The sequence below is a fragment of the Enterobacter cloacae complex sp. P24RS genome (assembly GCF_014982165.1).
Classification (GTDB): Bacteria; Pseudomonadota; Gammaproteobacteria; order Enterobacterales; family Enterobacteriaceae; genus Enterobacter; species Enterobacter quasihormaechei.
The window spans coordinates 98,652-118,866 of record NZ_JADCKU010000003.1; the positions used below are offsets into that span (position 1 = coordinate 98,652).

General features: G+C 58.0%; 19 protein-coding genes and 1 other RNA gene. 5 read left to right on the forward strand and 15 right to left on the reverse strand.

Features of this window, described 5'->3' with window-relative positions:
• Positions 1 to 10: 10 nt before the first annotated feature.
• Entirely contained in the window at positions 11 to 589 is a 579-nt protein-coding gene (locus INF58_RS03060; protein WP_003860099.1) for a YecA family protein, read from the reverse strand.
• Positions 590 to 756: 167 nt separating this feature from the next.
• Between INF58_RS03060 and zapA the strand changes: the two genes are divergently transcribed.
• From zapA to INF58_RS03075, 3 genes are all read left to right on the forward strand, one after another.
• Positions 757 to 1,086: a cell division protein ZapA gene (gene zapA, locus INF58_RS03065; protein ID WP_006811891.1), complete on the forward strand. Its 330-nt coding sequence runs from the start codon at positions 757 to 759 to the stop codon at positions 1,084 to 1,086.
• Between the two features lie 41 nt (positions 1,087 to 1,127).
• Positions 1,128 to 1,311, forward strand: a non-coding RNA gene (ssrS, locus tag INF58_RS03070) — 6S RNA.
• 24 nt (positions 1,312 to 1,335) lie between these two features.
• Positions 1,336 to 1,932: a 5-formyltetrahydrofolate cyclo-ligase gene (locus INF58_RS03075; RefSeq protein WP_063452001.1), complete on the forward strand. Its 597-nt coding sequence runs from the start codon at positions 1,336 to 1,338 to the stop codon at positions 1,930 to 1,932.
• A gap of 155 nt (positions 1,933 to 2,087) precedes the next feature.
• Here the strand turns inward: INF58_RS03075 and serA are convergent, their stop codons facing one another.
• Positions 2,088 to 3,320 (reverse strand): phosphoglycerate dehydrogenase, encoded by a 1,233-nt coding sequence (serA, locus tag INF58_RS03080; protein ID WP_063452002.1) that lies wholly within the window; start codon positions 3,318 to 3,320, stop codon positions 2,088 to 2,090.
• A gap of 267 nt (positions 3,321 to 3,587) precedes the next feature.
• Positions 3,588 to 4,247, reverse strand: coding sequence for a ribose-5-phosphate isomerase RpiA (gene rpiA, locus INF58_RS03085; RefSeq protein WP_047355196.1), 660 nt, complete (start codon positions 4,245 to 4,247; stop codon positions 3,588 to 3,590).
• A gap of 127 nt (positions 4,248 to 4,374) precedes the next feature.
• Here rpiA and argP point away from each other — a divergent pair, with 127 nt between their 5' ends.
• The gene (gene argP, locus INF58_RS03090; RefSeq protein WP_003860089.1) at positions 4,375 to 5,268 is read left to right on the forward strand and encodes a DNA-binding transcriptional regulator ArgP; all 894 of its coding nucleotides are present in this window, start codon (positions 4,375 to 4,377) and stop codon (positions 5,266 to 5,268) included.
• Between the two features lie 43 nt (positions 5,269 to 5,311).
• On the opposite strand, the gene INF58_RS03095 is transcribed toward argP, so the two are convergent.
• The 7 genes from INF58_RS03095 to tkt all read right to left on the reverse strand — a co-directional run bounded on the left by INF58_RS03095 (position 5,312) and on the right by tkt (position 13,671).
• Positions 5,312 to 6,034, reverse strand: a complete 723-nt coding sequence (locus INF58_RS03095) for an oxidative stress defense protein (RefSeq protein ID WP_063867868.1) — start codon at positions 6,032 to 6,034, stop codon at positions 5,312 to 5,314.
• Between the two features lie 93 nt (positions 6,035 to 6,127).
• Positions 6,128 to 6,763: an arginine exporter ArgO gene (gene argO, locus INF58_RS03100; RefSeq protein ID WP_193526975.1), complete on the reverse strand. Its 636-nt coding sequence runs from the start codon at positions 6,761 to 6,763 to the stop codon at positions 6,128 to 6,130.
• A gap of 145 nt (positions 6,764 to 6,908) precedes the next feature.
• Positions 6,909 to 7,763, reverse strand: coding sequence for a small-conductance mechanosensitive channel MscS (gene mscS / locus INF58_RS03105; protein ID WP_063452005.1), 855 nt, complete (start codon positions 7,761 to 7,763; stop codon positions 6,909 to 6,911).
• Between the two features lie 186 nt (positions 7,764 to 7,949).
• Positions 7,950 to 9,029 carry a class II fructose-bisphosphate aldolase gene (fbaA, locus tag INF58_RS03110; RefSeq protein ID WP_063452006.1) on the reverse strand — a complete coding sequence of 360 codons (1,080 nt, stop codon included), beginning with the start codon at positions 9,027 to 9,029 and terminating at the stop codon, positions 7,950 to 7,952.
• Between the two features lie 92 nt (positions 9,030 to 9,121).
• Positions 9,122 to 10,285 carry a phosphoglycerate kinase gene (pgk, locus tag INF58_RS03115; RefSeq protein WP_028014337.1) on the reverse strand — a complete coding sequence of 388 codons (1,164 nt, stop codon included), beginning with the start codon at positions 10,283 to 10,285 and terminating at the stop codon, positions 9,122 to 9,124.
• Positions 10,286 to 10,334: 49 nt separating this feature from the next.
• Positions 10,335 to 11,354 carry an erythrose-4-phosphate dehydrogenase gene (epd, locus tag INF58_RS03120; protein WP_063452007.1) on the reverse strand — a complete coding sequence of 340 codons (1,020 nt, stop codon included), beginning with the start codon at positions 11,352 to 11,354 and terminating at the stop codon, positions 10,335 to 10,337.
• Positions 11,355 to 11,679: 325 nt separating this feature from the next.
• Positions 11,680 to 13,671 (reverse strand): transketolase, encoded by a 1,992-nt coding sequence (gene tkt / locus INF58_RS03125; protein WP_063867863.1) that lies wholly within the window; start codon positions 13,669 to 13,671, stop codon positions 11,680 to 11,682.
• Positions 13,672 to 13,943: 272 nt separating this feature from the next.
• On the opposite strand from tkt, the gene INF58_RS03130 reads away from it, so the two are divergent.
• Positions 13,944 to 14,702: a M48 family metallopeptidase gene (locus INF58_RS03130; protein ID WP_003860073.1), complete on the forward strand. Its 759-nt coding sequence runs from the start codon at positions 13,944 to 13,946 to the stop codon at positions 14,700 to 14,702.
• Positions 14,703 to 14,750: 48 nt separating this feature from the next.
• Here INF58_RS03130 and INF58_RS03135 read toward each other — a convergent pair whose 3' ends face one another.
• From INF58_RS03135 to INF58_RS03155, 5 genes are read right to left on the reverse strand one after another with little or no spacing between them, the layout of a single operon-like run.
• Positions 14,751 to 16,391: a thiamine pyrophosphate-binding protein gene (locus INF58_RS03135; protein ID WP_193526976.1), complete on the reverse strand. Its 1,641-nt coding sequence runs from the start codon at positions 16,389 to 16,391 to the stop codon at positions 14,751 to 14,753.
• 13 nt (positions 16,392 to 16,404) lie between these two features.
• Complete coding sequence (locus INF58_RS03140; RefSeq protein WP_193526977.1) at positions 16,405 to 17,874, reverse strand: aldehyde dehydrogenase; 1,470 nt, start codon at positions 17,872 to 17,874, stop codon at positions 16,405 to 16,407.
• Positions 17,875 to 17,883: 9 nt separating this feature from the next.
• The gene (locus INF58_RS03145; protein ID WP_131636366.1) at positions 17,884 to 18,654 is read right to left on the reverse strand and encodes an aspartate dehydrogenase; all 771 of its coding nucleotides are present in this window, start codon (positions 18,652 to 18,654) and stop codon (positions 17,884 to 17,886) included.
• A 9-nt stretch (positions 18,655 to 18,663) separates the two neighbouring features.
• A complete protein-coding gene (locus INF58_RS03150) occupies positions 18,664 to 19,458 on the reverse strand; it encodes an SDR family oxidoreductase (protein ID WP_193526978.1) in 795 nt (264 codons plus the stop codon).
• Positions 19,442 to 20,212, reverse strand: a complete 771-nt coding sequence (locus tag INF58_RS03155) for an alpha/beta fold hydrolase (RefSeq protein ID WP_193526979.1) — start codon at positions 20,210 to 20,212, stop codon at positions 19,442 to 19,444. Before INF58_RS03155 ends, INF58_RS03150 begins: the two co-directional genes overlap by 17 nt.
• Positions 20,213 to 20,215: the final 3 nt, after the last annotated feature.

Consider the following 20,215-nt stretch of genomic DNA (forward strand, 5'->3'; position numbering starts at 1 on the left):
GTTATTTTTCTTAATGTAAGGTTGGCTTACGAACTTCCGGCGCGGTCGGCTGCGAGCGCGTGAAGTTGTCGTGGCACAGCAGAGACGCCACGCGAACGTATTCGATAATCTCCTCGAGAGACATCTCCAGCTCTTCCTGATCTTCGTCTTCGTCGTAGCCAAGCTGCGCAATGTTACGCAGATCGTCGATCGCTTCACCCGCTTCGCCGGTCACTTTATCCAGTTTAGGCTGGGTGACGCCGAGGCCGAGCAGATAGTGATTTACCCAGCCCGCGAGCGCGTCGGCGCGATCGAAGACGCTGACATCATCGCCTTCAGGCAGATAAAGCTGAAAAAGAAAGCCATCGTCTTCCAGGGAATCGCTGGTTGCCGCATGCATTTTGCGCAGCGCTTCCGCCAGCTCGTGGCCAAACGCCAGCCCTTCGTTGGTGAGGTCGTGGATCAGCGGCTGCCAGGAGCTGTCGCTGTTTCCGCCGCACAGTATGCCGCTGATCAGACCGTGCATTTCGGCAGGGGTTAAACCGACTCCCTGCTGGTTCAGTAACTGGTTTAAATCCTTGTAACCAGGCATTTCGTTCTGTATAGACATACGCATTCATCATCAAAGGGAGGATATTCATGATATGCTACCACTTTGGACCCTGGTGATACCAGAAAAGGGCTTGTATCTTCACATCAGGGTAGCTATAGTGTCGCCCCTTCGCAGCCCCCGGGGCAGTAAGCGAAGGCAGCGCAGTCAATCAGCAGGAAGGTGGCATGTCTGCACAACCCGTCGATCTCCAGATTTTTGGCCGTTCACTGCGAGTGAATTGTCCACCTGAACAAAGGGATGCCCTGAATCAGGCTGCGGACGATTTGAATCAGCGGTTGCAAGATCTAAAAGAACGCACTAGAGTCACAAATACTGAGCAGCTGGTTTTCATCGCCGCGTTGAACATCAGCTATGAACTGACTCAGGAAAAAGCGAAGACCCGCGATTACGCGGCCAGCATGGAGCAGCGCATTAAAATGCTCCAGCAGACCATAGAACAGGCGTTGCTTGATCAAGGTCGCAATCCCGAAAGACCGGGACCAAAGTTTGAATAACACTTCGCAGTTGACTATGGTAGAGTAACTGTGAAGACAAAATTTCTCTGAGATGTTTGCAAGCGGGCCAGTCCCCTGAGCCGATATTTCATACCACAAGAATGTGGCGCTCCATGGTTGGTGAGCATGCTCGGTTCGTCCGAGAAGCCTTAAAACTATGACGACACATTCACCTTGAACCAAGGGTTCAAGGGTTACAGCCTGCGGCGGCATCTCGGAGATTCCCTCTCTCTTCTTCTACCGACTACCATGACTCAATTCCCTGAAGTTTCTGCCTCACGCCAGGACATCCGTCAGCTCATTCGCCAGCGTCGTCGCGCCTTAAGCGCCGAACAACAGGCACACTTTGCCCAGCAGGCCGCCGCCCGCATGATGGCCTATCCGCCCGTAGTGATGGCAAACACCGTCGCGCTGTTTCTCTCGTTTGACGGCGAGCTGGACACCCAGCCGCTTATCGACCAGCTCTGGCGCGCCGGGAAAAAAGTGTACCTGCCGGTACTGCATCCGTTCAGCCGGGGCAATCTGCTGTTTCTGCACTACCATCCGCACAGCGAGCTGGTGGTGAATCGTCTGAAAATTACCGAACCTAAACTCGACGTGCGCGACGTGCTGCCGCTTTCTGAGCTGGACGTGCTGATTACGCCGCTGGTGGCATTTGATGAACAGGGCCAGCGATTAGGCATGGGCGGGGGTTTCTATGACAGAACGCTGCAAAACTGGCAGCGCTACGGGTTGCAGCCGGTAGGGTATGCGCATGATTGCCAGGCTGTAGAAGCGTTGCCTGTAGAGAAGTGGGATATTCCGCTGCCGGCGGTAGTGACGCCCAGCAAAACGTGGCTTTGGTAGCATAAAGCCGGGTGGCGGCTGCGCCTTACCCGGCCTACATAAAACCTCGGACATTGTAGGTCGGGTAAGCGTAAGCGCCACCCGACATCACAAACCGCACAACCATCGTAGGTCGGGTAAGGCGTAGCCGCAACCCGACACCACAGACCGCACTATCAGTACAGCAGGCGCGCGCGAATCGTCCCCGGAATGGTCTTCATGCTCTGCAACGCTTTCTCGGCGATGTCTTCATCCGCTTCAATATCAATCACCACGTAGCCCATCTGCGAGTTAGTTTGCAGGTACTGCGCGGCGATGTTAACGCCCTGCTCGGCAAAGATCTGGTTGATGGCGGTCAGCACACCAGGACGGTTTTCGTGGATGTGCAGCAGACGGCGACCGCCGTGCAGCGGCAGCGAGACTTCCGGGAAGTTCACCGCAGAGAGCGTTGAACCGTTGTCGGAATATTTGCTCAGCTTACCCGCCACTTCGAGGCCGATGTTCTCCTGCGCTTCCTGGGTCGAGCCGCCGATGTGCGGCGTCAGGATCACGTTGTCGAACTCGCACAGTGGAGAGGTAAACGGATCGCTGTTAGTGGCCGGCTCCGTCGGGAATACGTCGATAGCCGCCCCCGCCAGATGCTTACGCTTCAGCGCGTCGCACAGCGCAGGAATGTCAACTACCGTACCGCGCGCGGCGTTGATCAGCAGCGAGCCCGGCTTCATCAGCGCCAGCTCCTCCGCGCCCATCATGTTTTTGGTGGAGGCGTTTTCCGGCACGTGCAGGCTGACCACGTCGCTCATGTTCAGCAGGTCAGAAAGATGCTGCACCTGCGTCGCGTTACCCAGCGGCAGTTTGCTTTCGATATCGTAGAAAAATACGTGCATACCGAGGGATTCCGCCAGAATACCGAGCTGCGTACCGATATGGCCGTAACCGATAATCCCCAGCTTTTTACCACGCGCTTCGAAGGAGCCCGCGGCCAGCTTGTTCCACACCCCGCGGTGCGCTTTAGCGTTGGCTTCCGGAATGCCGCGAAGGAGCAGCAGCAGCTCGCCGATCACCAGCTCCGCTACGGAACGGGTGTTCGAGAACGGCGCGTTAAAGACCGGAATACCGCGCTTAGCGGCGGCGTTCAGATCAACCTGGTTGGTGCCGATGCAGAAACAGCCGATCGCCACCAGCTTTTCCGCCGCAGCAATAACGTCTTCAGTCAGTTGGGTACGGGATCGCAGGCCAATAAAATGGGCATCACGGATGGACGCTTTCAGCTCTTCGGAGTCCAGCGCGCCTTTGTGAAATTCGATGTTGGTGTAACCTGCCGCACGAAGGCTATCAAGCGCTTTCTGGTGCACGCCCTCGACCAGCAGGAATTTAATCTTGTCTTTCTCCAGTGATACCTTTGCCATTTACCCGACCCTGTTTTTTATCTGAACTGATGTTGTGCTGGATTGAAATCCCGTGCAGCCAACATATCAAAAAAAACTATTGCAGCAATATGAACGTTTGCGTCGGCACTCTGAAGAAAAGTCATACAGGGCAAAATGACAGAGGAAAATGCTGCGGATAATTGTGAACGTGGAAGGATCGGCAAATGAGGTGGAAAAACGTGACACAAGTCACCGAATTTAGCGCTTCAAAATTTTTTTAGCGGGGGGAGTGTTCCCCCCGTCAGATCATTTTACGATGGTTTTCACGCCGTCAGCCGTGCCGATCAGCGCCACGTCCGCGCCGCGGTTGGCAAACAACCCTACGGTCACGACGCCCGGAATGCCGTTAATCGCATTTTCCAGCGCAACGGCATCGAGGATTTCGAGACCGTGAACGTCGAGGATGACGTTGCCGTTATCGGTCACCACACCCTGACGGTATTCCGGACGACCACCCAGCTTCACCAGCTGACGCGCTACGGCGCTGCGCGCCATCGGGATCACTTCAACCGGCAGCGGGAAATTCCCCAGAATATCGACCTGCTTGGAGGCGTCCGCGATGCAGATGAACTTGTCCGCTACTGACGCGATGATCTTTTCACGGGTCAGCGCCGCGCCGCCGCCTTTGATCATCTGCATGTGGCCGTTGATTTCATCCGCGCCATCAACGTAAATGCCCAGGCGGTCCACTTCGTTGAGGTCGAAAACGGTGATGCCAAGGCTCTTCAGCTTTTCCGTGGACGCATCGGAGCTGGAAACTGCGCCCTCGATCTGCCCCTTCATCGTGCCCAGTGCATCGATAAAGTGTGCCGCCGTCGACCCCGTACCCACCCCGACAATGGTACCCGGCTGTACGTACTGGAGAGCGGCCCATCCTACTGCTTTTTTCAGTTCATCCTGCGTCATGATCGTTTTGCCTGTGGTATGAAAACTCAGGGCGCATTATAGAACACGTCGAATGGATTTCGTCTGCCACGAAGGGAAAATTGTGTCATAGTGCAGATTAAGCAAAATTAAGGAGTCAGCCAGAGCAATGAAACGTCCGGACTACAGAACACTACAGGCACTTGATGCAGTTATTCGTGAACGCGGTTTTGAGCGCGCGGCGCAAAAGCTGTGCATCACCCAGTCCGCCGTATCACAACGTATCAAACAGCTTGAAAACATGTTCGGGCAGCCGCTGCTGGTGCGTACCGTGCCGCCGCGCCCCACGGAGCAAGGGCAAAAGCTTCTCGCCCTGCTGCGCCAGGTTGAACTGCTGGAAGATGAGTGGCTGGGCGATGAACAGACCGGCTCTACGCCGCTGCTACTGTCGCTGGCGGTGAACGCCGACAGTCTGGCAACGTGGCTGCTGCCGGCCCTTGCGCCGGTGCTGGCCGACTCCCCAATCCGCCTGAACCTTCAGGTTGAAGACGAGACCCGCACTCAGGAGCGCCTGCGCCGTGGCGAAGTGGTTGGGGCGGTCAGTATTCAGCCTCAGGCCCTGCCAAGCTGTCTTGTCGATCAGCTGGGCGCACTGGATTACCTGTTTGTCGGTTCAAAAGCTTTTGCCGAGCGCTACTTCCCGAACGGCGTGACCCGCGCCGCGCTGCTGAAAGCCCCTGCCGTCGCGTTCGACCATCTGGACGATATGCATCAGGCCTTCCTGCAACAAAACTTCGATCTGCCGCCGGGCAGCGTCCCGTGTCATATCGTTAACTCGTCCGAAGCCTTCGTACAGCTCGCGCGTCAGGGAACCACCTGCTGCATGATCCCGCATTTGCAGATTGAGAAAGAGTTGAAAAGCGGTGAGCTGATTGATTTAACGCCGGGGCTGTATCAGCGCCGGATGCTGTACTGGCACCGTTTTGCGCCGGAAAGCCGCATGATGCGCAACGTCACGGATGCGCTGCTGGCGTTTGGACATAAGGTGTTGAGACAGGATTAAAAAGAAAAGCCGGGTGGCGGCTACGCCTTACCCGGCCTACGGATTACTGAGCTGGCTTTTCAGTTGGCTCAAGCTGGAACACCACATCAACCTGATCGTCGAACTGAATGGTTGGCTGCTCGTAGGTTTCCTGAGCAGAAACCGGCGCGGCGTCTGCCTTCATCATCCGCACCATCGGGCTTGGCTGGTAGTTAGAGACGTGGTAACGCACGCTGTAAACCGGGCCGAGCTTGCTCTTGAAGCCGGATGCCAGCTGTTCAGCCTGATGAATGGCATCATTAATCGCCGCTTTACGCGCTTCGTCTTTATATTTCTCCGGTTGCGCAACACCCAGCGAGACGGAACGGATTTCATTCAGGCCTGCTTTCAGCGCACCATCCAGCAGCGAGTTGAGCTTATCGAGCTGGCGCAACGTCACTTCAACAGTACGCACGGCGCGATAGCCTTTCAGGATGCTTTTACCGTTCTGGTAGTCGTAATCCGGTTGAGTACGCAGGTTCGCAGAGCTGATATCTTTTTTCGCGATACCGTTCTGTTCCAGGAAAGAGAGGTATTGCGCAACACGATCGTCTGCCTGTTTCTTGGCGGAAGCCGCATCTTTCGCCGCGACGTTCACTTCAATTGCCAGGGTTGCAACATCCGGAACCGCATCCACGCTTGCGGTGCCTGAAGTGACAATGTGCGGGCCGTTTGGCAGTTCATTCGCCTGCACCGACACCGAACCTAAACTTACTAATGCCGCCAGGGCCATCACCTTAAACTTCACTGTCATTCCTCCATGTTGCGAAGAGTGCCCCATCAACAGGGCTCATGCCAGCAAGCTTAGCGGCTCCTGCTCAGATGTCCATAAGACAAACGCTTAGTTGAACAATCCCTGTACGTGATGAATGCCCTCTTTCGCCAGCTGGAAGGCAATAAACCACATCACCAGCCCCACCAGCGTATTGATAATGCGCTGCGCTTTGGCGGTACGCAGTCGTGGTGCCAGCCACGCCGCCAGGATCGCCAGACCGAAGAACCAGAGGAAGGAGGCGCTGACCGTGCCCAGCGCAAACCAGCGCTTCGGCTCAACGTCCAGCTGGCCGCCCAGGCTGCCGAGTACCACGAACGTATCAAGGTAAACGTGCGGGTTAAGCCAGGTCACGGCGAGCATGGTGACGATAATCTTCCAGCGCCCCTGCTTCATCACCTCGGCGCTCGCCAGCTCAAGATTACTGCTCATGGCCGTTCTCAGGGCACCAAATCCGTACCACAGCAGAAACGCCACGCCGCCCCAGGTAACCAGCGCCAGCAGCCACGGCGACTGCATCAGCAGCGCGCTGCCGCCAAAAATTCCGGCGCAAATCAGCAGCAGATCGCTCACCGCACACAGCAGAGCAATCATCAGGTGGTACTGGCGGCGAATGCCCTGGTTCATCACGAACGCATTTTGCGGGCCGAGGGGGAGGATCATGGCTGCGCCTAACGCAAACCCCTGAAAATAATAAGATAACATGACGTAATTCTCACAAAGTTGTCCTGGAGGCAGACTATACTGCGGGAATGTCATTAGAGGAAATGGATAATATTAATCGGGGATTAGTGAGGCTAATAACAAAAAAGCCCGGTGGCGCTAACGCTTACCGGGCCTACTGGTAAAGTTACTCTGCTTCTTTGACTTTTTTGACGTTGACGTCCATCTGCGGGTACGGGAAGCTGATGCCGTTGGCATCGAAATCGCGCTTGATGCGCTCCAGCACGTCCCAGTAAACGTTTTGCAGATCGCTGCTTTTGCTCCAGATGCGTACCACAAAATTAATGGATGACGCGCCCAGCTCGTTCAGACGAACGGTCTGCTCGCGGTCCTTCAGAATGCGGTCGTCAGAATCAATGATGTTAGCGATCAGCGATTTCACCTGGTCGATATCGGAATCGTACGCCACGCTGATGATCAGCTCGTTACGACGCACCGGCTCGCGGGAGAAGTTAATGATATTGCCCGCAATGATTTTCCCGTTCGGTACCACAACAATACGACCGTCGACGGTACGCAGGGTGGTAGAGAAAATCTGTACCTGCAACACGGTGCCGGCGATGCCGCCTAAATCCACATATTCACCGGAACGGAACGGACGGAAGGTCACCAGCAGTACGCCCGCCGCCAGGTTTGAAAGCGAACCCTGCAATGCCAGACCAATGGCCAGACCGGCAGCACCGAGCACGGCGATAACGGATGCCGTCTGCACGCCGACGCGCCCCAGCGCGGCAATCAGCGTAAAGGCGATGATGCCGTAGCGCACCAGCGCGGAGAGGAAATCGGCGACCGTGGCGTCAATGTGTCGAGATACCATCACCCGGTTGACAGCGTTCGAGACGATACGCGCCACGATCATCCCGACGATGATAATGGCAATAGCGGCAACAATATTTACGGCGTAGCTCAGCAGTAGCGCCTGGTTACGCACCAGCCAGTTACCCGCGTTATTGATGCTGTCTACAACATCAAGTTGTTCCATTTATTCTTCCTTTTGCTAAACCAAAACACAAAATCTATCCCTCAAGGGGACAGGCAGGTCAGTAAAGGGTAAACAAAAAGCGCAGGTATTGCCAAGCAGATCACAAAAACAGGTATTGCAGGATATTGAAAAAGCATAAAAAAAGGCCCGCGTTTGCGGGCCTTCTGATGCTGTTAGCGGGTCAAATTACAGAACGTCGATCGCGTTCAGTTCTTTGAATGCCTGCTCCAGACGCGTCACCATGGACGTCTGCGCAGCGCGCAGCCATACGCGTGGATCGTAGTATTTCTTGTTCGGCTGGTCTTCGCCTTTCGGGTTGCCCAGTTGGCCTTGCAGGTAAGCTTCGTTGGTTTTGTAGTATTGCAGGATACCGTCCCAGGTTGCCCATTGGGTGTCAGTATCGATGTTCATTTTCACTACGCCGTAGCTTACGGAATCTTTGATTTCCTGAGCAGAAGAACCGGAACCGCCGTGGAAGACGAAGTTCAGGCTGTTGTGCGGCAGGTTGTGTTTCCTGGAAACGTATTCCTGAGAATCACGCAGGATGGTCGGGGTCAGAACCACGTTACCTGGCTTATAAACGCCGTGCACGTTACCGAAGGACGCTGCGATGGTGAAGCGCGGGCTGATTTTGCTCAGCTCGGTGTAAGCGTAATCAACGTCTTCTGGCTGGGTGTACAGTGCAGAAGCGTCCATGTGGCTGTTGTCCACGCCGTCTTCTTCACCGCCGGTGCAGCCCAGTTCGATTTCCAGGGTCATGCCCATTTTGGACATACGCGCCAGGTACTTAGAGCAGATCTCGATGTTTTCTTCCAAAGACTCTTCGGACAGGTCGATCATGTGAGAAGAGAACAGTGGCTTACCGGTTGCCGCGAAGTGTTTTTCACCCGCGTCCAGCAGACCGTCGATCCACGGCAGCAGTTTCTTCGCGCAGTGGTCAGTGTGCAGGATAACTGGAACACCGTAATGCTCAGCCATCTGGTGAACGTGGTGCGCACCAGAGATAGCGCCCAGGATAGCAGCACCCTGAGGAACGTCAGTTTTCACGCCTTTACCCGCGATGAACGCAGCGCCGCCGTTGGAGAACTGAACGATAACCGGTGCTTTAACTTTTGCAGCGGTTTCCAGTACGGCGTTGATGGAGTCGGTACCTACGCAGTTAACTGCTGGCAGAGCGAAGTTGTTTTCTTTAGCTACCTGGAACACTTTCTGTACGTCATCACCAGTGATAACGCCAGGTTTTACGAAATCAAAAATTTTAGACATGTTGCTTAGTCCTGTATCTTCGGCCGTTAGAAAAGGTGCGAGCTCTGATAAGCGCGCTGAAAATTGGGCAGGTTTCCCTGCCCCTGAATGGCTTACTTCTTAGCGCGCTCTTCGAGCATTGCTACTGCTGGCAGTACTTTGCCTTCCACGAATTCGAGGAATGCGCCGCCACCAGTGGAGATGTAGGAGATCTTGTCAGCGATACCGAACAGATCGATAGCTGCCAGGGTGTCACCACCGCCTGCGATAGAGAACGCTTCGCTGTCTGCGATAGCGTTAGCAACGATTTCAGTCCCTTTGCGGAAGTTCGGGAATTCGAACACGCCGACTGGACCGTTCCACAGGATAGTTTTTGCGTTTTTCAGGATTTCAGCCAGTTTCTGTGCAGAAACGTCGCCCAGGTCCAGAATCTGCTCTTCATCTTTGATGTCGTTAACAGATTTCAGGGTCGCGGTAGCGGTTTCGGAGAACTCGGTTGCTACGCGAACGTCAGTTGGAACCGGGATATCGCAGGTGCCCAGCAGGCGTTTGGCTTCGTCAACCAGGTCTGCTTCGTACAGGGATTTACCCACGTTGTGGCCCTGAGCGGCAACGAAGGTGTTCGCGATACCACCACCAACGATCAGCTGGTCAGCGATTTTGGACAGGGAATCCAGTACGGTCAGTTTGGTAGACACTTTAGAACCACCAACGATAGCGACCATTGGACGAGCAGGTTCTTTCAGTGCTTTACCCAGTGCTTCCAGTTCGTCAGCCAGCAGCGGACCTGCACATGCAACGTCTGCAAATTTACCGATACCGTGGGTAGATGCCTGCGCACGGTGAGCCGTACCGAATGCATCCATTACGAATACGTCGCACAGTGCAGCGTATTTTTTGGACAGGGTTTCGTCGTCTTTCTTTTCGCCTTTGTTGAAGCGAACGTTTTCCAGAACAACCAGCTCACCTTCGGCAACGTCTACGCCGTCCAGGTAATCTTTCACCAGGCGAACCGGGTTGGACAGTTTGTCTTTCAGGTAATTAACAACCGGCAGCAGAGAGAACTCTTCGTTGTACTCGCCTTCAGTTGGACGGCCCAGGTGGGAGGTGACCATCACTTTAGCGCCCTGCTTCAGAGCCAGTTCAATGGTTGGCAGAGATGCACGGATACGCGCGTCGCTGGTCACTTTGCCATCTTTAACCGGTACGTTCAGATCGGCACGGATGAAAACGCGTTTACCTGCCAGATCCAGATCGGTCATCTTAATTACAGACATGGTGAATCCTCTCGTTGATTCTTAAAGTTTTGCAAGCGCAAGGTGCGCTCTACCTGAAACCTTTTGCGGCCATGGCTAACGTGGTGTCGAGCATTCGGTTAGCAAAGCCCCATTCGTTATCACACCAGACCAGCGTCTTGATAAGGTGCGCACCACTGACTCGCGTCTGCGTGCCATCCACGATGGCGCTGTGCGGGTCGTGGTTAAAATCTACTGAGACCAACGGTAATTCCGTATAGTCAACTATACCATGAAATGCTCCCTGTGCCGCTTTTTGCAGCAACAGGTTGACTTCACAGGCTTTTACCGGTTTTTTTACCGTCACGCTAAGATCGATTGCGGTGACGTTTATCGTCGGAACACGCACGGCAATCGCTTCGAAACGGTCGTTAAACTGCGGGAAAATACGGGTGATCCCCGCAGCCAGTTTCGTATCCACCGGAATAATGGACTGGCTCGCCGCGCGAGTGCGTCGTAAATCCGGATGATAGGCGTCGATAACCTGCTGATCGTGCATGGCGGAGTGAATCGTGGTCACGGTGCCGGATTCAATACCGTACGCATCGTCTAACAGTTTAATGACCGGAATAATGCAGTTGGTGGTGCAGGAGGCGTTGGAGACAATGCGGTGTTCAGCATGCAGCTCGTGCTGGTTGACGCCAAACACGACGGTGGCGTCGAGGTCGTGACTGCCAGGATGGGAGAACAGGACTTTTTTCGCACCGGCCTTCAGATGCGCTTCGCCATGTTCGCGGTTACCGTACACGCCGGTACAGTCCAGGACCACATCCACACCCAGTTCGCGCCAGGGCAGCCCTTCAATACTGTTCTCATGCAGCACGCGGATTGCATCGTCACCGACGAACAGCTGTTCCCTTTCCTGGCGAACGTCCCAGGCAAAGCGGCCGTGGCTGGTGTCATATTTCAATAAATGCGCCATGCCCGCAGCATCCGCCAGTTCATTGATTGCCACCACGGTGATTTCCGCACGACGCCCGGATTCATATAATGCACGAACCACGTTGCGCCCGATGCGACCGAAGCCATTAATCGCTACGCGTACGGTCATAGATCTCCTGCAAAGCTATCCCTGAGTTTGAGGTGGCTGAAAGAGTAATCCAGCGACGCCCGAAGGGGAATCCTTGCTGTCACAAACTGCGATTGATTGGTCAATTGTCGAACATTTAATCGACTGAAACGCTTCAGCAAGAATAAGCGAATCGCGGAATAAAAGGAATGGTTGTCCAGATGAATAAGCGAGCTATATGACTTGCGTCACATTTCTGGTGGAATAATGTCTACAAAAAAGCCGGGTGACGCTTACGCGTACCCGGCCTACGTTTTGTGCCATTTGTAGGCCCGGTAAGCGTAAGCGCCACCGGGCAAAACAGCAATTACAGCAGTTCTTTCGCCTTCGCGACAACGTTCTCAACGGTGAAGCCGAACTCTTCAAACAGCTGCTCAGCCGGTGCAGACTCACCGAAGGTGGTCATACCGACGATAGCACCGTTCAGGCCCACGTATTTGAACCAGTAGTCAGCGATACCCGCTTCCACCGCCACGCGAGCGGAAACCGCTTTAGGCAGTACGGATTCACGGTAAGCCGCATCCTGCTTGTCGAACGCATCGGTAGACGGCATGGAGACCACGCGCGCCTTCACGCCTTCGGCAGTCAGTTTTTCCCATGCTGCAACAGCCAGTTCAACTTCAGAACCGGTCGCGATGAAGATCAGCTCAGGCTGGCCCGCGCAATCTTTCAGCACGTAGCCACCGCGTGCGATGTTCGCCAGCTGCTCTGGGGTACGCTCCTGCTGCGCCAGGTTCTGACGGGAGAGGATCAGCGCGGTCGGGCCGTCCTGACGCTCAACGCCGTATTTCCACGCCACCGCAGATTCAACCTGGTCACATGGACGCCATGTGCTCATGTTCGGGGTCACGCGCAGGGAAGCTACCTGCTCTACCGGCTGGTGAGTTGGACCGTCTTCGCCCAGACCGATGGAGTCGTGGGTGTAGACCATCACCTGACGCTGTTTCATCAGCGCTGCCATACGCACGGCGTTACGTGCATATTCCACGAACATCAGGAAGGTAGAGGTGTACGGCAGGAAACCACCGTGCAGGGAGATACCGTTCGCGATAGCGGTCATACCGAATTCACGTACACCGTAATGGATGTAGTTACCGGCAGCATCTTCGTTGATTGGCTTAGATCCAGACCACAGGGTCAGGTTTGATGGTGCCAGGTCAGCGGAACCGCCGAGGAATTCTGGAAGCCATGGACCAAACGCTTCGATCGCATTCTGAGACGCTTTACGGCTGGCGATTTTAGACGGGTTCGCCTGCAATTTCGCAATGAACTCGTTCGCTTTCGCGTCGAAGTCAGACGGCATGTCGCCTTTCATACGGCGGGTGAACTCGGCTGCTTCCTGCGGGAAGGCTTTTGCGTAAGCCGCAAACTTCTCGTTCCAGGCCGCTTCTTTCGCCTGGCCCACTTCTTTCGCATCCCACTGAGCATAGATCTCAGACGGGATTTCGAAGGCAGGGTGTTTCCAGCCAAGCGCTTCACGGGTCAGTGCGATTTCCGCGTCGCCCAGCGGTGCGCCGTGGGAGTCATGGGTGCCCGCTTTGTTCGGAGAGCCGAAGCCGATGATGGTTTTGCACATCAGCAGAGACGGTTTGTCGGTCACGGCGCGCGCTTCTTCTACTGCACGTTTAATCGAGTCAGCATCGTGGCCATCAACGCCACGCACAACGTGCCAGCCGTAGGCTTCGAAACGGGCAGCGGTGTCGTCAGTGAACCAGCCTTCAACGTGACCGTCGATGGAAATGCCGTTGTCGTCGTAGAACGCAACCAGTTTGCCCAGTTTCAGGGTACCTGCCAGGGAGCACACTTCGTGAGAAATGCCTTCCATCATGCAGCCGTCGCCCAGGAACGCGTAGGTGAAGTGGTCAACGATGTCGTGGCCAGGACGGTTGAACTGTGCCGCCAGGGTCTTCTCAGCAATCGCCATACCCACTGCGTTCGCAATGCCCTGACCCAGCGGGCCGGTGGTGGTTTCAACGCCTGCGGTGTAGCCCACTTCCGGGTGACCTGGAGTTTTGGAGTGCAGCTGACGGAAGTTTTTCAGCTCTTCGATTGGCAGATCGTAGCCGGTGAGGTGCAGCAGGCTGTAGATCAGCATAGAGCCGTGGCCGTTAGACAGCACGAAACGGTCGCGGTCTGCCCATGCCGGGTTCTGTGGGTTGTGGTTAAGGAAATCACGCCACAGGACTTCGGCGATGTCAGCCATGCCCATTGGGGCACCCGGATGGCCGGATTTGGCTTTCTGTACTGCGTCCATGCTCAGCGCACGAATAGCATTAGCAAGCTCTTTACGTGAGGACATTTTAACTCCAGATCGGACTGTTAAAGGCCATGCCCTTGACGACAGCGCGTTTTGGGCTACGCCGGAAAAAAGTGCCAACAATGTAACCCAAGCCGCAGGGCATGTACATGGAGCATTCTTTTGCAGCTTAAGAAATCTCTGGATCATGCTCGCATGTTGCGCAATCTGCTCGCCCGCCCCTGTAGATATTCCTTATACTTAGCCCGACACCGGCTTCGTTGACGGTGCATTTTTCAGAATTAATTCAGATTAACGAGTACGGAAGCGAAATCATGAAAATGCGTGCAATTGGGCTGGCTGTGGGAACAACGCTCCTGCTAAGCGGCTGTCAGAATATGGATTCTAACGGCCTGATGACCTCAGGCGCAGAAGCTTTTCAGGCCTACTCTCTGAGCGATGCGCAGGTCAAAGCGCTGAGCGACGAGGCCTGTAAGGATATGGATGGAAAAGCTACGCTTGCCCCGGCAAACAGCACCTACACGCAGCGTCTGAACAAGATTGCTTCCGCGCTGGGCGACAACATTAATGGCCAGCCGGTGAACTATAAGGTGTACATGGCGAAAGACGTGAACGCCTTCGCGATGGCCAACGGCTGTATCCGCGTTTACAGCGGCCTGATGGACATGATGACCGACAACGAAGTGGAAGCGGTGATCGGCCATGAAATGGGCCACGTAGCCCTGGGTCACGTGAAGAAAGGGATGCAGGTTGCGCTGGGCACCAACGCCGTGCGCGCCGCGGCAGCCTCAGCGGGCGGTATTGTCGGCAGCCTGTCCCAGTCGCAGCTTGGCGACGTGGGCGAGAAACTGGTGAACTCGCAGTTCTCCCAGCGTCAGGAGTCTGAAGCGGATGACTACTCTTACGATCTGTTGCGCAAACGCGGCATCAATCCATCGGGTTTAGCCACCAGCTTCGAAAAACTGGCGAAGCTGGAAGAAGGCCGTCAGAGCTCCATGTTTGACGACCACCCGGCCTCCGTTGAACGCGCGCAGCATATCCGCGACCGCATGGCGGCTGACGGTATTAAATAACGGCACATCTGCCCGGTGCGCGCCGCGCCGCCGGGCAACAAGACCAAATCAGTACAGCGTTTTCTGCGGCGGCCCGGCAAACTTCAGGGCGCCTATCTGCCCCATCCGCACTTCCACCACCGACGGCCCAGGCATGGCCAGCGCCTCCGTCATGACCGCATCAAAGCCCTCGGCCCGCTCAACGCTCCAGGCCTGTAAGCCAATCGCCTGCGCCAGCAGGGTAAAGTCCGGGGTATGCAATTCGTTGTAATACTGTCGCCCGCCAAAATACTTATCCTGAATGCCGCGCATGACGCCATAGCCCCCGTCGTTCATGATCAGCAACGTCACGTTGGCTTTCTCCTGCGCCAGCGTCGCCAGCTCGCCTAAATTCAGGCTCAGGCCGCCGTCGCCCACCAGCCCCACCACCTTACGCTGCGGATTGGCAATGGCGGTACCGATGGCCATCGGCAGCCCCATGCCAATCGCCCCGGCCAGAGAGTGAATGTTCATCAGCGGGCCGTTAGCCCTGAACAGGCGGCTGCCCCACAGGCTGCCGGACACGGTGATATCGCGCACCAGCAGGCCGTCCTTCGGCAGGGCTTTTTCTATGGCGTCGTTGAGCTTCGCATAGGCGCCGCACTGCTCGCGCAGGCCCTGTTCAGCCTGCAATACCGCCTGCTGCACCTGCGCGTCCCACTGGGCGTTGCCCCACTCGCGGCCCTGCGCTTTATCGGCCAGGGCACCAAGCAGCGCTGAACAGTCGGCTATCAGCGTGTTATCCATCAGATAGTTACGGCTCGCCGCCGCCGGATCGATATCAATCTGCACCCGCGGAGACGGCAACTCCAGCGTCCAGGAGCGGGTTTCGTTGCTGCGCAGGCGAGAACCGGCCACCAGCGTAAAATCACACTGCGCAATCAGCGCCTCTACCGACGGCGAGTTGTGGAACGCGCGCAGGCTGGCACGATGGCTGTCCGGCAGCACGCCGCGCGCGTGGGTGCTGGAGATCACCGTCACGCCCGCCTCCGCCAGTTTTTTCACCGCGTCAGCGCTTCCCAGCGCCCCGCCGCCCAGCCACAGCAGCGGCTGTTTAGCCTGCTTAAGCTGCGCCCACAGCGTATCGACAACGCTCGCATCTACGCTCACACCCGGAGCCGGTTTCACCGGCGCCGTCACCAGAGACAGGGGGATCTTCGCGCCCTGAATATCAATCGGGATTTCCACAGAGACCGGCCCGCACGGCGGCGTCTGCGCCTCCTGAATCGCTTTATGCAGAATCGCTATCGCCTGGCTGGCATTGCTGATGCGGTACGCCCGCTTTGAGCTGGCCTTCAGGAAGGTCAGCTGGTCGCGGGTCTCGTGGATAAACCCGGTGTCGGCGTCCAGCCAGGCCTTCTCAACCTGTCCGGTTAAATGCAGCAGCGGCGTGCAGGCGTTCATCGCCTCCACCAGCGCGCCTACCGCGTTCCCCGCCCCCGCGCCGGTGCTGGTCAGCGCCACGCCGAGGCCGGAAAACCGCCCATGGGCGTCGGCCATGGTGACGGAACCCGCCTCGCCGCGCGCGGGCACGAAGCGGATTTTGCCCCGCTGCCCTACCGCGTCCGCGATCGGCAGGTTGTGAATGGAGATGACGCCGTAGATGGCCTCAACCTGATACTGCTCCAGCGTTCTGGCGATGGCGTCGCCGACGGTTATCATTTCGCTCATTGCTCACCCTTTCTCAGTCGCACCAGTGGTTGACGCTGTTACCCGTCGCCAGATAAATGCTCTTTTGCTGCATCCAGGCTTTCAGCCCCTGAATGCCCTTTTCGCGGCCCAGACCGCTCTCTTTAAAGCCCCCGAACGGAGTCGAAATCGCAAAAACTTTGTAGGTGTTGATCCACACCGTACCGGCCTCCAGCTGCTCGCTGAGGCGCAGCGCCCGCCCGATGTCGCGGGTCCAGATGCCTGCCGCCAGGCCGTAGACCGAGTCGTTCGCCTCGCGGATCAACGCCGCTTCATCGCGAAACGGCATCGCCACCAGCACCGGGCCGAAAATCTCCTCCTGGCAGGTGCGGGCGCCGTTCGACAGCCCTTCAATAATGGTTGGCAGGAAGAAGCTGCCGTTTGCGAGCGCCGGATCTGCCGGGATTTCGCCGCCGCACAGCACCCGGCCCCCTTCGCGCTTCGCCAGCTCGACGTACTCAAGAACGCCCTGGCGATGCTTGTCGTTGATCAGCGGTCCTACATGGACGCCGTCAGCGAACGGATGCCCCACGCGCAGGCCGCGCGTGAGCTCCAGCAGCCGCGCCATCAGCGGCGCGTACAGGCTTTCGTGGATAAACAGCCGGGACCCGGCGATGCACGCCTGCCCTGCCGAGCTGAAAATGCCGTAGCAGATCCCGCGCGCGGCCTGCTCAACGTCGGCATCCTCCAGCACGATGGTCGGGGATTTGCCGCCCAGCTCCAGCGACGCCGGAATCAGCTTTTCCGCGGCCACGTGCGCCAGATGGCGGCCCGTATTGGTGCCGCCGGTAAAGGAAATTTTTCGCACGCGAGGATGGCGCGCCAGCGCGTCGCCAATCACCGAGCCTTTGCCCGGCAGCACGCTCAGCAGACCGGCGGGCAGCCCGGCCTGTTCAAAAATGCGCGCCAGCTCGAGCGCCATCAGCGGCGTGGCTTCGGCAGGCTTGAGGATCACCGCGTTTCCGGCGGCGATGGCCGGGGCGACCTTCTGCATCTCGCTGGCAATCGGCGAGTTCCACGGCGTGATGGCCGCCACCACGCCGAGCGGCTCATAGCGGCTTAGCGTCAGCAGATCCGGCTGGCGCGGCGTGGGCAGTTCCCCTTCCAGCAGCTCGCAGGCGGCGGCGAAGTAGCGGGCCGTTCCCGCCGCGCTCATCACCAGCCCGCGCGCCTCCGCCAGCGGCTTGCCGTTATCCCGGCTCTGCATCTGCGCCAGCTCGTCAGCGCGGGACTCAATCAGATCCGCCACCTTGTGCAGGATCTTCGCCCGCACGTGCGGCAGGCTGTTGCGCCATGCGGGATCGCGCCACGCGCGCTCGCCGGCCTCGATCGCGTCGTGCAGATCGTCAATGTTTGCCGCGTTCAGCGTCGCATTGAGCGACCCGTCTGCCGGGAAGTGGCTCTGCATCGGGTTACCGCCGCCGCGTCGCCACTGGCCGCCGATAAAAATCTTCAGATCGTCCATCGTCACTCCTCAGCTCAGGGCCAGCTCGCGGCAGGCGCGCACCGCGCTGAGTGCCGCCAGGGTGGAGGTTTTAGGGTTAGACGCCAGCGGCAGCCCGCTCAGCTCCAGATGGAATTCGCCAAACAGCCCTTCAACGTGCAGCGTGTGGGTGTTACGTTTCGTTGTCGGGTCAACCATCAGCTGCACGCGGGTTTCATCCATCCCGACGCCGCCGAGCGCCACGGTCGCCGCCACGTTGGCGTTCGCCGGGAACAGGCGCGCCGCCTCGCGGGCGCTGCCTTCAAAAAAGACCTGCGCCTCTCTGACTGCGTTGAGATCGATAAGCTGCTCGGCGTAGCTGCCGCGCCAGCTAGCCGGGCTTTTGCGCGACTGATAGGTGACGCGCTCAAGCCCGCCCTCCTTCGCCGCCGCCAGCCCGTCGATGCCCGCCACCGCCCCGGAGAGCAGGGTCAGTTTTCCGCCCGCCGCGAGCAGGCGCTGCTCCAGCGCGCTGTCCGCCAGCGCGCCGGTGGAAATAACCGCCAGATGCCAGCCGCGACGGAGAATATCTTCACCGTACTGCGCCACCGCCTGCTGGCTGGCGCACTCCAGCACCAGATCGGGCGTTTCCGTGCAGTCCATCGGCGAGCCCAGCGCCACCGCCGTATCGCTAAACCGTTCCGCGATCGCCGCGTGGTGAGACTCGCGCGCGACGATCCAGCCGATCGTCACCCCGGCAGGCAGGCGTTCGATCACCGCCTGCGCCATCGCGCCGTAACCAATTAACATGACCTTTTTCATGATGCGTCCTTACAGATGGCGGCAGAAGCCGCCGGAAACGTCCAGCGCCGCGCCGGTGGTAAACGATGCCAGCGGCGAGGCGAGGAACAGCAGCGCCTGCGCGGGCTCCTGCGGCTTGCCGAGGCGCGCCATTGGAATGCCGCGCCTGCGCGCGATCTCCGCCGTCCACTCCGGCCAGCTCTGGCTTTTGTCCGCCCGGCTTTCGAAGCGGCGCTGCCACTGGCCGGACTCGACCATGCCAAGCAGTATGGAATTGACGCGAATCCCTTTGCCCACCAGCTCTTTCGAGAGCGTCAGCGTCATGTTCAGCAGCGCGGCGCGGGCTGCCGACGTGGCGATCATGTGCTCTTCCGGCTGAAGCGCCAGCAGGGAGTTCACGCAGGTGATGGAAGCGATGTCGGACCGTTCCAGCAGCGGCTGAAACGCCTGAACCGGGTTAATGACGCCAAACAGTTTGAGTTCGGCTTCGTGCAGCCACGCCTCGCGCGGCGTGTCATGGAAGTGCGCCACGTAGCCCTGACCAGCGTTGTTGATCAGCATATCCGCCGCGCCAAAGCGCGCCTGCACCGCCTCCGCGAAGGCCTGCACCTCGTCGGCATTCAGCACGTCGCAGCGGTAAGAGAAAATTTCCCCGTCGGGATAGTCGTTTTGCAGCGTCGCATGGGCGCTGGCGAGCCGGTCCGGGTCGCGGCCACAGAAAGCCACTTTCGCCCCTTCGCCCAGCAGCAGGCGCAGCGTTTCAAAGCCAATGCCGGACGAACCGCCGGTAACGACCGCTACGCGGCCGTCAATGTGTGCATTCATCGCGCACCTCTTCGTTAATGCGTAAAAGCTGTTGGTTAAAAAACGCGTCGTTATCGAGATAGCTCGCGTGTCCGGCCTGCGGAATGGCGGTAAACGGCATGCCGTAGCGCAGCGCCAGCCCCTGCACCAGCTCGGGCTGCGTTATCGCGTCCTGCTCGCCGCACCAGACTTCAAATTGACCGGCGTAACGCGCCAGCCAGCCGTGAACGTCGTCGTGCGCCAGCATCCACGCAGCGGCAAGGTAGCCTTCCGGTCGCAGCCTGCGCATACCCGCCGCGACGGTGGCGATATCTTCCGCGCGCGCGCCGGGGCGTAGCAGCTTCGCGGCGCGGGTCTGGGCGAGGATGTCGCCGCCGAGCGCTATCTGCTGCTCGCGATTACGCCAGACCTGCTCCCGCTGCGCCGGCGCGGCATTGCCGTAGCCCTGCGCGGCGTCCGCCAGCACCAGATGAATGACGCGTTCAGGAAACTTCGCCGCAAACGCGCTGGCCACCAGCGCGCCCAGGGAATGGCCCACCAGCACCGCCTGCCAGACACCGGCGCGATCGAGCATCGCCGCCAGCGCGTCGGCGTAATCCCCCGCGTTCGCCCGCTCAACCGCCAGCATCGGGCTTTCACCGTAACCGGGCATGTCCCACGCCAGCACGCGAAAACCGTTCAGCGCCATCTGCTTGTGCCAGGACGCAGCGCCAGAGCTGATCCCGTGCAGCAGCATCAGCGGAATGCCGCTTCCCTGTTCACGAAAAGCCGTCATGTA

Bases quoted from the DNA above. Each gene is read 5' to 3' on its own strand.
- INF58_RS03060 (WP_003860099.1), bottom strand. From the start codon at position 589: ATGTCTATACAGAACGAAATGCCTGGTTACAAGGATTTAAACCAGTTA.
- zapA (WP_006811891.1), top strand. From the start codon at position 757: ATGTCTGCACAACCCGTCGATCTCCAGATTTTTGGCCGTTCACTGCGA.
- INF58_RS03075 (WP_063452001.1), top strand. From the start codon at position 1,336: ATGACTCAATTCCCTGAAGTTTCTGCCTCACGCCAGGACATCCGTCAG.
- serA (WP_063452002.1), bottom strand. From the start codon at position 3,320: ATGGCAAAGGTATCACTGGAGAAAGACAAGATTAAATTCCTGCTGGTC.
- rpiA (WP_047355196.1), bottom strand. From the start codon at position 4,247: ATGACGCAGGATGAACTGAAAAAAGCAGTAGGATGGGCCGCTCTCCAG.
- argP (WP_003860089.1), top strand. From the start codon at position 4,375: ATGAAACGTCCGGACTACAGAACACTACAGGCACTTGATGCAGTTATT.
- argO (WP_193526975.1), bottom strand. From the start codon at position 6,763: ATGTTATCTTATTATTTTCAGGGGTTTGCGTTAGGCGCAGCCATGATC.
- mscS (WP_063452005.1), bottom strand. From the start codon at position 7,763: ATGGAACAACTTGATGTTGTAGACAGCATCAATAACGCGGGTAACTGG.
- fbaA (WP_063452006.1), bottom strand. From the start codon at position 9,029: ATGTCTAAAATTTTTGATTTCGTAAAACCTGGCGTTATCACTGGTGAT.
- pgk (WP_028014337.1), bottom strand. From the start codon at position 10,285: ATGTCTGTAATTAAGATGACCGATCTGGATCTGGCAGGTAAACGCGTT.
- epd (WP_063452007.1), bottom strand. From the start codon at position 11,354: ATGACCGTACGCGTAGCGATTAATGGCTTCGGTCGCATCGGGCGCAAC.
- tkt (WP_063867863.1), bottom strand. From the start codon at position 13,671: ATGTCCTCACGTAAAGAGCTTGCTAATGCTATTCGTGCGCTGAGCATG.
- INF58_RS03130 (WP_003860073.1), top strand. From the start codon at position 13,944: ATGAAAATGCGTGCAATTGGGCTGGCTGTGGGAACAACGCTCCTGCTA.
- INF58_RS03135 (WP_193526976.1), bottom strand. From the start codon at position 16,391: ATGAGCGAAATGATAACCGTCGGCGACGCCATCGCCAGAACGCTGGAG.
- INF58_RS03140 (WP_193526977.1), bottom strand. From the start codon at position 17,874: ATGGACGATCTGAAGATTTTTATCGGCGGCCAGTGGCGACGCGGCGGC.
- INF58_RS03145 (WP_131636366.1), bottom strand. From the start codon at position 18,654: ATGAAAAAGGTCATGTTAATTGGTTACGGCGCGATGGCGCAGGCGGTG.
- INF58_RS03150 (WP_193526978.1), bottom strand. From the start codon at position 19,458: ATGAATGCACACATTGACGGCCGCGTAGCGGTCGTTACCGGCGGTTCG.
- INF58_RS03155 (WP_193526979.1), bottom strand. From the start codon at position 20,212: ATGACGGCTTTTCGTGAACAGGGAAGCGGCATTCCGCTGATGCTGCTG.